Here is a 14862-nt window from a genome sequence, read left to right on the forward strand (position 1 = left end):
GTTGCTCCGGTACGTACGCGTCCACTCCGGATCCAACACGTGTCCGCTTCGGTACGTACGTGTTCCGGCGAGCCGGGTTCACCCGCCGCGGTACTTCGGGGCCGGCGGCGCCGTGATGCCGGGCAGACCGGCGGCCAGCCACTTGCGGTACGACACCATCCAGGCGCTGTCCTTCCCGCCCGCGCGATAGTCCACCAGGACCTTGTTGACCCGGGCCACCAGATCGTCGGCACCCTTCTTCGCCGCCACGCCGTAGAACTCGGTGGTGAACGGTCCCGCGCCCTTGAGGGCCACCGCCGGGTCCTGCGCCGCCTGCCCGGCGCCGAGGGCGTTGTCCGTGAGGACGGCGTCGACCTCGCCGAGTTGGAGCCGCACCAGGCAGTCCAGCTGGTTGGGGACGGTCAGCCGGTCCGGGTCCCGCTCGGTGCCGTCGAACTCGTCCCTGAACACCGCCCCGAACGACTCCTTCTCCAGCGCCTCGTGCGCGGTGGTGCCCTCGCCGGAGCAGACCCGCTTGCCCTTCAGCGAATCGTCGTACCCCGTGATGGGGGAGTCCTTGGGGGCCAGGATCTGCTGCCCGGTCCGGAAGTAGGCGGTGGAGAAGGAGACCTGCTCCAGCCGCTTGCAGTTGATGGTCATCGTCCGCACGATGACGTCGACCCGGTCCCTCTCCAGGGCGGCGATGCGCTGGTTGGTGGGGATGGCCCGGAAGATCACCGCGTCCGGGTCGCCGAGGATGTCCTTGGCCAGCGCCCGCACGAGGTCGATGTCGAACCCTTCGAGCTCGCCGCTGTACGGATTGCGGTAGCCCCAGCGGTAGCTGTTCTGGTCCACGCCCGCGACCAGCTTGCCGCGCGCTTTGATCTTCGCGATGCCCGGCCCGTCCGCCGACGAGGGAGGCAGGCTCGCCTCGGGGTCGGTGCACACCTCGGCCCGCACCGGGACGGTCGTCGTCGCCCCGCTGCCCAGGGTGTCCGCCCCGGCGGTCCGCCCACCGTGCCGGGAGAGCGGCAGCAGGGTGAGCGCGGCGGTGATCACGCACGCGACCGCCATCGCCGTCACGCCGCCCCAGCCGCGCAGCTTGCCCCGTGGGGTGCGGCGCCGTGCCCACGTCCTCGCCCTGGCCATCGCTGCCCCTCTCACCGGTACTCCGAGAGCCTGCGGTTGATCCCGAGGATCGCGGCGACCGCCCCCAGCACCGCCAGCGCGGCAGCTCCTGTCGGCAGGCCGCGCAGCGCCCCGCGCCCGTCCTTGGCCGCCGCGGTGAACTCGCCCTGCTCATGGGCGAGCGCCGTCCGCAGCGCGGTGTCCACCTGCTGGAAGGACTGCCCCGTGGAGTCCTTCGCCCCGATGATCTGCTTCAGAGCGCCGTCGTAGTCGCCCTGGTCGTCCGTGGCGCGCGCCTTGCGGTGGCGGTCCTGCCATTCGGTGACGCTCTTGGCGGCGTTGGCCACCGGGGCGCTGCCGCTCTCGTCGTCCGCGAGCCGCTCGGCCATCTCCAGCTGCGACCGAAGGGCCTTCATCCCCGTGGTGTAGTCCGTCTCGTACTGGTCGGCCGAACCGTCGGCGGTCAGTACGGCGCCGCGCGCCACCAGCGTGAGGTTCTCGTTGGCGCGCGCCTTCAGGGAGTTGATCCGCGCGTTGTTGAGAACGTCCAGGGACTCCTGACCGTGCGTCATCGCGGACCGCAGCTCCGTGCGGGCCACCGTGTGCCCGACCGCCAGCCAGAGCAGCACCACCGAGGCGGAGGCCGTGGCCACCAGCAACCCGTGGTTGAACACCCGGTTGGTGCGGCGGTAGTTGCGGCGCTGCATCCACACCAGCGCGCCCAGCACGACGAGGCCGACGGCGAGCGACAGGAAGGGCCACTGCCGGGCGTCGGAGGAGTCCCGGTCGAGCCGGCCCGTCTCCGCCGCGTACAGCCGCTCGGCCGCCGGCAGCAGCTCGTTGGTCATCTTCTGGTTGGCGTACCGGAGATAGGCGCCGCCCAGCGGCAGCCCCTGCCGGTTGTTGGCGCGGGCCCGCTCGATCAGACCGGTGTAGACGGGCAGCAGCTCGCTGAGGGTGGTGATCTCCTGCCAGGAGCTGGTCGAGGAGTCGGTGTTCGCCGATGCCTTCACCAGCAGCCGGGCCGCTTCCTCGATGTCCTTGCGGTACTGGTCCTGTACGGCCTTCGGCTCCTGTGCCCCCGCGAGGAAGCCGCTGGCCGCCATCGTGTCCGCGTCGGCGAGCGAGCGGTAGATGTTCGCCGCGTCCGCGCTGAGCGGCTGGCTGCGCCCCACCACGTCGTCGGCGGCCGAGGCCCGGTGCGAGATCTCCAGGGCGGTCACCGCCCCGAAAGCCACGACCAGCAGCGCCAGCACGGCCCCGATGATCTGGAGGCGGCCGGGCTCGGTCGTCGCCACGGCACGCAGCCGACGGCTCTGCACGGCCCAGGAGCTCGGTCGCTGAGCGGGCAGGCCGATGGGCGCGGGCGCCTGCTCCGGCGCGCGCTGCGTCTGCGGGCCGCCCTGCGGCAGCTGTGTCACTCGACCTCCCCCTCGGTCACTGACGGTGCCCGGACCCCGGCCGATCGGAGGCCGACGCCCGGCCAGAAGTATGGCCGCGGGGACCGACCCGCACATCAAGAACGCCTGGATCCCGCACCGGACAACGCATTCGATCAGGGCGGACGCGGCCGATCAAGGAGATCGGCGCAACGTGCCCCGAAACATCCCCATAAGCGAACCGGCAGCCTCGCCGGCCTCTTCGCACCGCCTCCGGATCCGCCCCGAGCCTCCCCCGACCGCCCAGCCATCCCCGTGCGTTGCGGACTCCCCATCAGGTACACGAGCGGGGCGCCCGATCGGTTCCCTGCCCCTCCCGCGTTCCCCCGAACGAGGGAGGGGGCCCCACCGCGTCGAACGCGACGGGACGCCCCTCGTTCCGGTCCTCCCAGGAGATCAGGCGTACTGCGCCCGCAGCCGCCGGTGGACCTCCGGCGCCGCCCCCGTGACGTCCAGCCCCAGCAGCGCCGCCCCCAGCACCGGCGGCTCGGACACCACCCGCACCACGGCCTTCGGGGCGCGGGCCGCGAGCAGTTCGGTGATCCGGTCGTTCAGCTGCGGATGGCGCGCGGCCAGCACGCTGCCGCCCAGCAGCACCGGAGCCTCCTCCTCCAGCAGCCCGAGGCGGGTCAGCGCCACCGACGCCATCGCCACCACCTCCTGCGCCAGCCGCTCCACCAGCGCGGCCGCCACCGGGTCCCCGGCCACGGCGGTGGCGAACAGCACCGGCGTCAGCTCGTGGCGCCGGGTCAGGGGGATCGTGCCCCGGTGCAGCGCCTCGATCAGGGCGTACATCGAGTCGAGCCCGAAGTGCCCCGGCAGCGCACGGGCCAGCTCGGTCGGCTTACCCCGTCCGTCCTCGGCGCGCGCGGCGAACCACAACGCCTCCTCCGCGAGCCCCGCACCGCCGCCCCAGTCACCGGATATCCGGCCGATCGCGGGGAAGCGGGCCGTCCGCCCGTCCGGCACCATGCCCACGCAGTTGATCCCGGCCCCGCAGACCACCGCGACGCCCCGGGGCTCGTCCACGCCCGCGCGCAGGATCGCGAAGGTGTCGTTGCGCACCTGGACCGACGCTCCCCAGCCACGCGTCTCCAGGGCCTCGGCCAGCTCGGCCTCCTCGACCGGCAGGTCGGCGTTGGCGAGACAGGCGGATATGTGGCCGACGGAGCCGACGGGTCCGGGCAGCGCCGCGAAGGCCTCGTCCAGTGCGCCGGCCAACACGTCGAGCGCCGCCTCCACTCCCACCAGCGGCGGCTGGAACCCCCCGCCCCGGGCCGTCGAGAGAACCGTTCCGTCTTCACCGATCAACGCCACATCGGTCTTGCTGTTGCCCGCGTCGACGGCGACGACCGAGACGTTCACGCCCACGCGAGGTGCTCCCGGTTGTGCGCGATCAGCCGGTCGGTGAGCTGCTCGGCGTAGTCGTACTGGCCGATCAGCGGATGGGCGAGCAGCGCCTTGAAGACCCGGTCCCGGCCCCCGCGCAGCGCGGCTTCCAGGGCGAGGTCCTCGTAGGCCGTCACGTTGGCGATGAGACCGGCGTACAGCGGGTCCAGCGCGGGCACGGCCAGCGGGGTCGCCCCGTCGTGGCCGACCCGGGCCTGCACCTCGATGACCGCGTCGTCCGGGAGGAACGGCAGCGTCCCGTTGTTGTACGTGTTGACCACCTGGACCGGCGAACCGCCGCCGCCCAGCAGGGAGGCCGCGAGGTCCACGGCCGCCTCCGAGTAGAACGCGCCGCCCCGCTTGGCGAGCAGCTCGGGCTTCGTGTCCAGCGTGGGGTCGCCGTACATGGCCAGCAGCTCCTTCTCCATCGCCGCGACCTCGGCGGCCCGGGACGGCTTGGTGCCGAGCTCCCGTACGACCTCGTCGTGGGCGTAGAAGTAGCGCAGGTAGTACGAGGGGACGACGCCGAGCCGGTCGACGAGCTTCCGGTCCATGTGGAGGTCGTCGGCGATGGCGTCACCGTGCTCGGCGAGCAGCTTCGGCAGCACGTTCCCGCCGTCCGGGCCGCCCAGACGCACGCCCAGCTCCCAGGTGAGGTGGTTGAGCCCCACGTGGTCCAGGTGGACCTCGGAGGGGTTCACGTCCAGCAGCCGGGCGAACTTGCGCTGGAAGCCGATCGCCACGTTGCACAGGCCGACCGCCTTGTGCCCGGCCTGGAGCAGGGCCCGGGTGACGATGCCGACCGGGTTGGTGAAGTCGATGATCCAGGCGTCCGGGTTGGTGCGGCGTACCCGCTCGGCGATGTCCAGGACGACCGGCACGGTCCGCAGTGCCTTGGCGAGGCCCCCGGCGCCGGTGGTCTCCTGGCCGATGCAGCCGCACTCCAGCGGCCATGTCTCGTCCTTGTCCCGCGCGGCCTGTCCGCCGACGCGCAGCTGAAGAAGGACCGCGTCGGCGCCGGCGACGCCCGCGTCCAGGTCGGTGGTGGTGGTGATCTTCCCGGCGTGGTCCTGCCTGGTGAAGATCCGCCGCGCCAGGCCGCCGACCAGTTCCAGCCGGTCGGCCGCCGGGTCGACGAGCACCAGCTCCTCGACCGGCAGCGTGTCCCGCAACCGGGCGAAGCCGTCGATCAGTTCAGGGGTGTAGGTGGACCCGCCACCAATTACTGCGAGCTTCATTGTCAGCCCTTCACTCCGGTGAGTGTGACGCCCTCGACGAATGCCTTCTGAGCGAAGAAGAAGACGGCGATCACGGGGGCCATGACCAGAACGGTCGCGGCCATGGTCAGGTTCCAGTCGGTGTGGTGTGCGCCCTTGAAGGACTCCAGGCCGTAACTGAGCGTCCAGGCGGCCGGGTTCTCGGAGGCGTAGATCTGTGGTCCGAAGTAGTCGTTCCAGGCGGCGAAGAACTGGAAGAGGGCGATGGCCGCGATGCCGGGCCTGGCCATCGGCAGGACGACCCTGATCAGCGTACGGAACTCGCCGCACCCGTCCACCTTGGCCGCGTCCAGGTACTCGTTCGGGATGGTCAGAAGAAACTGCCGCAGGAGGAAGATGGAGAACGCGTCACCGAAGGCCATCGGGATGATCAGTGGCCACAGGGTGCCGGAGAGGTCCATCTGCTTCGCCCAGAACAGGTACATGGGGATGATGACGACCTGCGGCGGCAGCATCATCATCGAGATGACGAGCATCAGGGACAGCTTGCGGCCCCGGAAGCGGAACTTCGCCAGCGCGTACGCCACGGGGATCGACGACACGACGGTGAGTACGGTGCCGAGTCCCGCGTACAAGAGGGTGTTGCGCCACCAGACGAGGAAGCCGGGCGTCTCGAAGACCTTCTTGTAGTTGCCCCACTCCCAGGTGTTGGGGGTGAGGTCGCGGGTCAGCGCCTGCTGGTCGTTCATCAGCGAGGTGAGCACCACGAAGACGAACGGCAGCACGAAGAAGAGCGCGGCGGCGATCCCGAGGGAGTGCACGGCTATCCAGTGCAGCAGCGCCTTGCGGCGGGCGGTGCGCGCGGCGGGCGTGTGCGGGGCCTTCGCCGGAGAGGCGGGGGCGGGCTTGTCGAGGAGCTGGGTCATGGCTCAGTCACCGGCCTGTATCAGGTTGTTGCGGCCCCGCATGAGCAGTGCGGTGAAGGCCATGGCCAGGGCGAACAGGATGAGGGCGACGACACAGGCGGCGCCGTAGTCGAAGCGCTGGAAGCCGAGGTTGTAGACGAGCTGGGGCAGTGTGAGTGTCGACTTGTCGGGATAGCCGGGTTCGAAGGACTGTCCCGAGCCGCCGATGATGCCGGAGGCGACCTTCCCGGCGACCAGGGGCTGGGTGTAGTACTGCATCGCCTGGATGACGCCCGTCACCACGGCGAACAGCACGATCGGCGCGATGTTCGGCAGGGTCACGAAGCGGAACCTCTGCCAGGCGGAGGCGCCGTCCAGCTCGGCCGCCTCGTACTGCTCGGTCGGCACGTCCAGCAGCGAGGCCATGAAGATGACCATCAGGTCCCCGATGCCCCAGACCGCGAGCATGGTGAGGGCCGGCTTGGACCAGGTGGCGTCGTTGAACCAGCCGGGCGTCGGCAGCCCCAGTTCCCCGAGGATCGCGTTGACCGGCCCGGTGCCGGGGTTGAGCAGGAAGACGAAGGCGAGCGTCGCGGCGACGGGCGGGGCCAGGTACGGCAGGTAGAACAGCGTCCGGAAGACGCCCGTCCCCGTCTTGATCCTGGTGATCAGCAGCCCGATCCCGAGCCCGAAGGCGACCCGGCAGGTGACCATGACGACCACCAGCCAGAGTGTGTTCCACAGGGACGGCCAGAACATCGGGTAGTCCTGGAAGACGTACGTCCAGTTCGTCAGCCCGTTGAAGACCGGCGCCCCGAACCCGTCGTACTCCGTGAAGGAGAAGTAGACCGTCGAGACCATCGGGTACGCGAAGAAGACCGAGAACCCGATCAGCCACGGCGACATGAAGGCCGCGTTCCGCAGTGCCGACCTGCGGCGCTTGGAGCGGAGTGTGTGCGTCGTCATCGTCGGCTACTTGGCCTTGGCGATGTCGGTGTCGATCTGCTTGGCGGTCTTCTCCAGGCCGGCCTGGAGGTCCTTCACCGCGCCCTTCTCGTACCGGTAGCCGAAGTCCTGGATCGTCTGCTGGTACGTGGAGCCGTTGACGGCACCGTCGGGGGTGCTGGACTTCGGGTGCTGGGCGATGTCCAGGAAGGTGTTGAAGCGCGGGTCGAACTTCAGACCGGGTGACTTCAGCGCCTCGAAGGTGGAGGGCACGTTACGGATGCCGTTGGCGAAGTTGACGACCGCCTCGGTGTCGCTGGTCATGTACTTCACCAGCTCCCAGGCGGCGTTCTGCTTCCTGCTGGCCGGAGCGATGCCCACGATGGTGCCGGAGAGGAAGCCCTTGCCGTAGCTGTCCGCCTCGTCGTCGGCGACGGGCATCGGCGCGACCCCGATCTCGAAGCCGGTCCCGGCGTCCTCGGCCATCCCGAGCCGCCACTCGCCGTCCAGCTGCATGGCCACCTGGCCGGTGTGGAAGGGGTGCTTGGCGCCCCACTCGTCGCCGAAGGTGCCGCGGTACTTCTCCAGCTTCGCGTAGCCGCCGAGGTCCTCCACGAGCTTCTTCTGATACGTGAACATCTCCGCGAACGCCGGGTCCTTGGCGATGTTGGACCTGCCGTCCTCGTCGAAGTACGTGTGGTCCCACGAGGCCATGTAGTGGTCCGCGACGGTCTCGTAACCGTGGAAGTTCGGCATGAAGCCGAGCTGCTGGTAGCTGTCGCCCTTCTCCACCGTCAGCTTCCTGGCGACGCTCGCCAGTTCGGACATCGTCTTCGGCGGAGCGGTGATCCCGGCCTCCTTGAAGGCGTTTTTGTTGTAGTAGAGGCCGTAGGCGTCCGTGAGCAGCGGCAGGGCGCAGCGGTCGCCCTCGAACTGGGTGTAGTCGAGGAGGACCTTGGGGAACGTCTTCTCCAGGTCGAGCTTCGACTTCTCGATGAACGGCTTGAGGTCGGCGAAGGCGCCCGACGAGCAGAACTTGCCGACATTGGCGGTGGTGAAGGAGGAGACCACATCGGGCCCGTTCGAACCGCCCGCGCGCAGCGCCTGGTTGAGCTTGTCGTCGTTGATGTTGCCGGAGACCTTCACCGTGATGTTCGGGTGGGCCTTCTCGAACCGGTCGATGTTGTCCTGGACGGCCTTGACCTCGGCGGGCGAGCTCCAGCCGTGCCAGAAGTTGATCGTGGTCTGCGCCTTCGGGTCGTCGGTGGCCCCGGCCTCGGACTGACCGGTACACGCGGTGGCGAGCACCGATATCGCGGCGACGGCGACAGCGGTGGTGGTAAGACGGCTTGTGCGCATGACGAAGCTCCCAGGGACGGGGAAGAGAAGCAGACGGCAGGGACGGGGAAGAGACGGGTTCGGCGAGGAGCGGGAATGGACGGGCTCAGCGCGAGGTGTCGAACACTTCGTCGCGGGTGTCGGCGAGCGCCCTCTCCAGGGCGCCGCGCAGTACGGGGGTGCGGTCGATCTCGCCGACGACCAGGCGGGGCCGGGAGGCGGCGAGTTCGGCCAGCTCGGACTGGATCAGGGAGCGCAGGACCTCGCCGCCCGCGGCGACCGCGCCGCCGGCGAGCACGATGAGCCCCGGGTCCAGGACGGCGGTGACGGAGGCGAGGCCGGTGGCGAGCCGGTGCGCGTACTGGTCCAGCAGCTCGGTCAGCGCCTCGTCCTGCTCGTACGCGGCGGCCGCCCGCTCCAGCAGGGTGGCGGCGGCCTTGGCGTACGGCTGCTGCGGGGGGTCGATGCCGAGCGCCTTGGCGATCCGGGGCACCGCCTGGGCGCCCGCCAGCTCCTGGAAGCCGCCGCTGTTGGCCTTGACGACCTGGCGCACGAGGGGGGTTCCGGGCACCGGCAGGAAGCCGACCTCGCCCGCGCCGCCGGTGAAGCCGCGGTGCAGGCGCCCGTTGATGACGAGGGCGGCGCCGAGCCCCTCCTCGTTCCAGAGCAGCACGAAGTCCTCGTGGCCGCGGGCCGCACCGAGGCGCTGCTCGGCCACGGCGACCAGGTTGACGTCGTTCTCGTACTCCACCGGCATCGGCAGAAAGGCCGCCAGCTCGTCCAGGAGGGTGGGGGAGTGCCAGCCGGGCAGGTGCGAGGCGTACCGCAACCGCCCGGTGCCCGGGTCGAAGGCGCCCGGAGTGCCGATGACGACCCGGTGGATGTCGGCGCGGGCGAGTCCGGCCTCCTTCACCGCCCCGTCCAGCGCGTCGGCGACCTGGCGCACCACACTGTCGGCGCGCCGCCCCGGTGTCGCGAGCTCGAACTCCCCGACGCTCGCCCCGGTCACGTCCGCGACGGCGGCGATGATGCGCCGCTCGTTCACGTCGAGCCCGGCGACATGGGCGGCGCGCGCGTTGACGGTGTAGAGCTGCGCGTTGGGTCCCGGCCGCCCCTCACTGGTCCCGGTGGCGACGACCAGCCCGGCGGCCTCCAGCCGGGCCAGGAGCTGGGACGCGGTGGGCTTGGACAGGCCGGTCAGCTTGCCGATCCGGGTCCGGGAGAGGGGGCCGTGCTCCAGCAGCAGGTCGAGGGCGGCCCGGTCGTTCATGGCCCGCAGCACCCGGGGGGTGCCCGGTGTGGTTCCCGTCATCGTGGATGCCCCACCCTCGTCGACTCTGTTAGGAAACTTTCCTATTCTGGGAGGACCGTAAGACGCGGGTCACCGGGGCGTCAATGGGCAGCACCGGTCCGTCAATGAAAGCGTTACCCCGCACGTGGAAGCCCCCGGCCGCCTTCCCTGGAGTGCAGGCGCGGCCGGGGGCTCGCGTAGGCGAGGGCCTACTTGTTCAGGTTCGTCGTCGGCGGCGGTATCGGCGTCGCCGCCAGCGACTGCGGGGAGGTCGCCGACGCGTACGCCGAGGGGGCCGCCATCGCCGCCGTCGGGTCCGCCGTGGACTCGCCCTCCGCCTGGAGCGGTACCGCGCCGACCATGCGGATACCCGCGTCGTCCAGCGCCTGCTTGATGCGCCAGCGCAGTTCGCGCTCCACGCCCACCGACTTGCCCGGCATCGTCTTCGCGGTGACCCGGACCGTCATGGAGTCCAGCAGGACCGCGTCCAGGCCGAGCACCTCCACCGGGCCCCACAGCCGCTCCGACCAGGGCTCTTCCTTCGTCATGGTCTCGGCGGCCGCGGTGATCGCCTCACGGACGTGCTCCAGCTTCTCCGTCGGGCGCACCGTGACGTCGACCCCGGCGGTGGACCAGCCCTGGCTGAGGTTGCCGATCCGCTTCACCTCGCCGTTGCGGACGTACCAGATCTCGCCGTTGTCGCCGCGCAGCTTGGTGACCCGCAGGCCCACCTCGATGACCTCACCGGAGGCCACACCCGCGTCGACCGTGTCCCCGACCCCGTACTGGTCCTCCAGGATCATGAAGACGCCGGAGAGGAAGTCCGTGACCAGGTTGCGGGCGCCGAAGCCGAGCGCCACACCGGCGACACCGGCGGAGGCGAGGAGGGGTGCCAGGTTGATCTTGAAGGCACCCAGGACCATCAGGGCGGCCGTACCCATGATCATGAAGGAGGCCACCGACCGCAGTACCGAGCCGATCGCCTCGGAGCGCTGGCGTCTGCGCTCCGCGTTCACCAGCAGGCCGCCCAGCGCCGTGCCCTCCACCGCCTGAGCGCTGCGGTTCATCCGGTCGATCAGGTTGGTCAGGGCGCGCCGGATCAGGTAGCGCAGCGTGACCGCGACGGCCACGATCAGCAGGATCCGCAGACCGGTGCTCAGCCAGGTGGACCAGTTCTCCTCGACCCACCCCGCGGCGTTCCCGGCCTGCTCGGCGGCCTCCTCCAGCGAGCCGCCCGGCCCGGGTGACGGGGTTGCGGCCAAGAGGACGGACAGGTGCACGGCGGGGACCTCCAGAGGGGCGACGGTTGACCGATAAGACTAACGAAGCCGGGGGAGTGGATCGTTGCCGTCTTCGGAGGAGAGACAGGTCTCACCGGGGCCAGGTGTGCTGTGGCCGATCGCACAGTGCGGACGGCCGCCCTGATGAGACACCTCTCCGGGGCCGGGCGGGCGCCCGCCCGGCCGGAGGTGAGAAAAATCCTCCCGGCCCGTTACCCCTACGTGGTGGCGCTTTGACCAGGCATGAGGAGAGACTGAGATCGGATCGTCCCGGCGCGAGCCACGCGCCGCCGGCGTACAAGGAGGCATCCACCGTGCCGCACGTCCTGGTTCTCAACGCGTCGTACGAGCCGCTCGGCGTCGTACCGCTCCGCCGCGCGCTCGTCCTCGTCCTCGAAAACAAGGCGATCTGCCTCGAGGAGACCGGCGCCTTCCTGCACAGTGCCACCCGTGCCGTGCCCGCGCCCAGCGTGGTCCGGCTCAAGCGTTTCGTCCGGGTCCCCTACCGGGGGCCCGTACCCCTGACGCGCCGGGCGCTGTTCGCCCGGGACGGGGGGCGCTGCATGTACTGCGGGGCCGCCGCGACCAGCGTCGACCACGTCATCCCGCGCAGCCGCGGTGGACAGCACGCGTGGGACAACGTGGTGGCGGCCTGCCGCCGCTGCAACCACGTCAAGGCCGACCGCCACCTCCCCGAGCTCGGCTGGCGGCTGCGCCACCAGCCCGCTCCGCCGACCGGCCTGGCCTGGCGGATCATCGGGACCGGACACCGCGACCCGCGCTGGCTGCCGTACTTGCAACCGTTCGGCGCGGACGACGCGATGGCCCGGATCGACGGCGTTTCCGCCTGAGACCGGGCCTTCGTCGTCCCCGTCCGGAACGTCACTCCGCGACCGCGTACGCCTCCACCGACCAGAGCGAGTACCCGTACCGCGTCGCCCGGGCGTCGCCCTGCACCCGGATGAAGCGGGTGTCCTTCGCGTCCATCCGCACCGACTCGCGCCCGCCCCGGCCCTCCCGGACGGTCGCCGCGGTGCGCCAGGTGCGGCCGTCGGCGGAGACCTGTATGCGGTAGCCGGCGGCGTAGGCGTCCTGCCAGGACAGCACCACCTGCCCCAGCCGCACCGGCTGCGGGAGCTCGGCCTGCCACCACGCGCCGTCCTCCGCCGGTGAGGACCACCGGGTCTCCGGGTCGCCGTCCAGGGCGGCGGACGCGGGGAAGTCCGGGGTCTCGTCGGCGGAGGAGGAGGCCGTGGCCGTACGTGCCAGATCCGGGCCGCCCGTACGCGGGAAGGCCCGCACGGTCAGCGTGGACTCCTGGCCGCCGAAGGCCAGCGGCACCTCGTACTCACCCGCCGGGGTGTCCGCCGGAACGGTGATGTCCACCGGCACCTCGGTACGGGAGCCGCGCGGCACCGTCGTCTGCTTCGGGACCCGCACCTCGATGCCCTTCGGCGCCTTCGCGGTGAGCTTGCCCTTCACCTCGACCGGACGCCGCCCGGCCAGTCGTGCCGCCACTCGCTGGGGTTCGCCGCCGATCTCCGCGTCCGTCTCGCCGTGCTTCAGGTCGAGCGTGGCGGCGGGCTCGTCCCCGAACCACGGCACCAGGGCGCGCAGCTTCAGGGTCCCCGCCGGGATCGCGGGGGTCGGCGGCAGGCTGGGGCTCAAGTACGACGGGGGCGTGGTCCGGGCCGCCTCGGGCACCGTGACCCGTACGGCATCCGCGCGCAGCCCCTTCGCGGCGGTCTGGGTCCAGCCGGTCGGTGACAGCTGCCCCAGCGCCCGCCAGCCCTCGCCCGGCACATGTGCCTCGACCACCGCGCCTGTCAGGTCGGGTCCGGGCTCGGCGAGCGCCGTCACGGCCTCCACCGTGCGGGCCCGGTCCAGGCGGACCGTGTAGCTGTGCGCGTCCTTGGTGACCCGGCCGCTGGACCGGTCCACGCCGTTCCAGCCGTCGGCGGTCTTCTCGGCCCGGTCCAGGAAGGGGTCGAGCACCCCCCTGCCGACCGTGGTCCTGGCCGCCGCGATCTCCTGGCGCAGCGGCTCCAGCGTCAGCTGCGCCCGCCAGGCGGCCGCCCCGTCGCCGGCCGCCTGGGCCTGGAGCAGGTCCACGACGAGCTCACCGGCGTGGCCGTAGCGGGCCAGCTGCTCGGTCCAGGGGCGCACCTCGTCGGCGAGACGCCCCTCGGCGGGGGTGGCGAGCCGGTCGGGGGTCTGCCGCATCACGGTGAAGGCCGCCCGCAGCTCGCGCGCCGCCCGGTCGCGTACCGGCGGGGCGGCCGCCCGGGACTGCCAGAACGCGGCGAACAGGGGCTGCAGATAGGCGGACTCCGCCGAGCCGAGCACGGAGTCCGCGCTGTTGCCCGCCAGCGCCCGCAGCGCCTCCCGGGCCCCCGCGTCGCCGCCCGCCAGGTCGTCGATCGCCGCCTGCCAGGACTCGTCCGCGCGGTACCCCTTCGGGTTCCAGGCGAAGTCGGCGGCGGTGAAGAGCGGGATGCGGGAGGCGGACGCCTGCTCCATCGCGTTGGCCAGCAGCGCCGCCGAACCGCTCGCCACCGCCGGGTCCCGGCCGGTGTACGGCCCCAGGAAGATCCGGTCCTGGGCGTAGTCGTTGACCGGGTAGTTGTCCATGGTCACCAGCGGGTGACGGAACGCGGCCCGCGCCCCGGCCAGCTCACGCCCGGTGATCTTCTTCGGTACGACCCCGACGCCCGTCCAGGCCACCTGGACCCGGCCGTCCAGCTCGGCGGCGAGCGCCGTGCGGTAGTCGGTCGCCCCGTCCTGGTAGAACTCCGTCGGCAGCACCGACAGCGGCGCCGCGTCGGGGTGGCGCTCCTCCAGGTGCCGGGCGACCGCACCGGCCACCCTCGCCTGCGCGCGGGCCGCCGCCTTGGGGCCGCTGCCGAACGTCTCGGCGTCCAGGTCGCAGTGCCACTCGCTGTAGCTGACGTCCTGGAACTGGAGCTGGAAGACCCGTACCCCCAGCGCCCACATCGCGTCGATCTTCTTCGTCAGCGCCCGGACGTCCTGGTCGGAGGCCATGCACATGGCCTGCCCCGGGGAGACCGCCCAGCCGAGCGTCACATGCTCGGCCTCGGCCTTCTGCGCCAGCGCCCGGAAGTCGGCGCGCTGCAGGGCCGGGTACGGCTCACGCCACCGGGCCAGCCGGTAGGGGTCGTCGCCCGCCGCGTAGAGGTACCGGTTCTGCTTGGTGCGGCCCATGAAGGCGAGCTGCGCGAGCCGCTCCTCCTGGGTCCAGGGCTGTCCGTAGAACCCCTCGGCCATGCCGCGTACGGCCGTGCCCGGCCAGTCCCGCACCACGACCCCGGCCACCGCACCCCCGCGCACCAGCTGCCGCAGCGTCTGGACCGCATGGAACAGGCCGTCCTCGCCGAGCCCGTCCAGGGCGACGGTGGCGCGCCCGGCGACCTGGCCGGAGGCGATCCGGTAGCCGCCGGTGGGCAGGTCGGCGCGGTCGGGTGCGCGCAGCGCCCGCAGCGCCTCCCCGGCGCCCGGGCCGCCGATCCGGATCAGGGGCCCGCGCCCGGGCAGGCCCTCGTGCAGGGCCGTGACACCGGCGGCGCGCAGCAGGGAGCGGAGCTCCTCCACGGCGTACGGATCGGCGTCCGGCGCGGCCACGACGGTGGCCTCACGGCCGAGCGGCACGGCCGGACCGGTGGCCCTGATGCTCTGCGGCCGGGGCCACACGGCGGGCGGCTGCGCGCTGTCGGCACGGTCGGGCGAGGTGGCGGGGGGTTTGCCGGGGTCGGCGGGGGCGGCGGCCGCGGCCGGTGCGAAGGGGCTCAGCAGCCCACCGATCACGGCGACGGCCACGGCCGTGGCCTGCTTTCTGCGCCCGAACCGCACGTCGCGCTCCCTCGAAAGGCCTGAGTGGGGTCCGAGCCCACCACCCGGGCGCGAGGGTGTCAATGCGCGTGGCTGTTCTGTCGG

The 14862-nt window shown here is 71.7% G+C and carries 11 protein-coding genes; 1 reads left to right on the top strand and 10 read right to left on the bottom strand.

From position 1 onward, the window contains the following. Positions 1 to 78 precede the first annotated feature (78 nt). The 9 genes from AMK21_RS01735 to AMK21_RS01775 all read right to left on the bottom strand — a co-directional run bounded on the left by AMK21_RS01735 (position 79) and on the right by AMK21_RS01775 (position 10911). Complete coding sequence (locus AMK21_RS01735) at positions 79 to 1128, bottom strand: glutamate ABC transporter substrate-binding protein (protein ID WP_073873433.1); 1050 nt, start codon at positions 1126 to 1128, stop codon at positions 79 to 81. 11 nt (positions 1129 to 1139) lie between these two features. Then, a complete protein-coding gene (locus tag AMK21_RS01740) occupies positions 1140 to 2528 on the bottom strand; it encodes a hypothetical protein (protein ID WP_073873435.1) in 1389 nt (462 codons plus the stop codon). A 414-nt stretch (positions 2529 to 2942) separates the two neighbouring features. Next, positions 2943 to 3917 (bottom strand): N-acetylglucosamine kinase, encoded by a 975-nt coding sequence (locus AMK21_RS01745; protein ID WP_073873437.1) that lies wholly within the window; start codon positions 3915 to 3917, stop codon positions 2943 to 2945. Beyond that, positions 3908 to 5173: a 6-phospho-beta-glucosidase gene (locus AMK21_RS01750; protein WP_073873439.1), complete on the bottom strand. Its 1266-nt coding sequence runs from the start codon at positions 5171 to 5173 to the stop codon at positions 3908 to 3910. The genes AMK21_RS01745 and AMK21_RS01750 overlap by 10 nt, the downstream gene beginning before the upstream one ends. Before the next feature lie 2 nt (positions 5174 to 5175). Then, entirely contained in the window at positions 5176 to 6078 is a 903-nt protein-coding gene (locus AMK21_RS01755) for a carbohydrate ABC transporter permease (RefSeq protein ID WP_073873441.1), read from the bottom strand. 3 nt (positions 6079 to 6081) lie between these two features. Continuing rightward, on the bottom strand, positions 6082 to 7023 hold the full coding sequence (locus AMK21_RS01760) for a carbohydrate ABC transporter permease (protein ID WP_073873443.1): 942 nt from the start codon (positions 7021 to 7023) through the stop codon (positions 6082 to 6084). 6 nt (positions 7024 to 7029) lie between these two features. Beyond that, positions 7030 to 8361, bottom strand: a complete 1332-nt coding sequence (locus AMK21_RS01765) for an ABC transporter substrate-binding protein (RefSeq protein ID WP_073873445.1) — start codon at positions 8359 to 8361, stop codon at positions 7030 to 7032. Between the two features lie 85 nt (positions 8362 to 8446). Next, positions 8447 to 9652, bottom strand: coding sequence for an ROK family transcriptional regulator (locus AMK21_RS01770; RefSeq protein ID WP_073873447.1), 1206 nt, complete (start codon positions 9650 to 9652; stop codon positions 8447 to 8449). A 188-nt stretch (positions 9653 to 9840) separates the two neighbouring features. Further along, positions 9841 to 10911 (bottom strand): mechanosensitive ion channel family protein, encoded by a 1071-nt coding sequence (locus tag AMK21_RS01775; RefSeq protein ID WP_073873449.1) that lies wholly within the window; start codon positions 10909 to 10911, stop codon positions 9841 to 9843. 314 nt (positions 10912 to 11225) lie between these two features. On the opposite strand from AMK21_RS01775, the gene AMK21_RS01780 reads away from it, so the two are divergent. Continuing rightward, positions 11226 to 11762 carry an HNH endonuclease gene (locus tag AMK21_RS01780; RefSeq protein WP_073873451.1) on the top strand — a complete coding sequence of 179 codons (537 nt, stop codon included), beginning with the start codon at positions 11226 to 11228 and terminating at the stop codon, positions 11760 to 11762. 31 nt (positions 11763 to 11793) lie between these two features. Here AMK21_RS01780 and AMK21_RS01785 read toward each other — a convergent pair whose 3' ends face one another. After that, entirely contained in the window at positions 11794 to 14778 is a 2985-nt protein-coding gene (locus AMK21_RS01785; protein WP_073873453.1) for a beta-N-acetylglucosaminidase domain-containing protein, read from the bottom strand. Positions 14779 to 14862 lie beyond the last annotated feature (84 nt).

It is taken from the genome of Streptomyces sp. CB00316 (assembly GCF_001905595.1).
Lineage (GTDB): Bacteria > Actinomycetota > Actinomycetes > Streptomycetales > Streptomycetaceae > Streptomyces.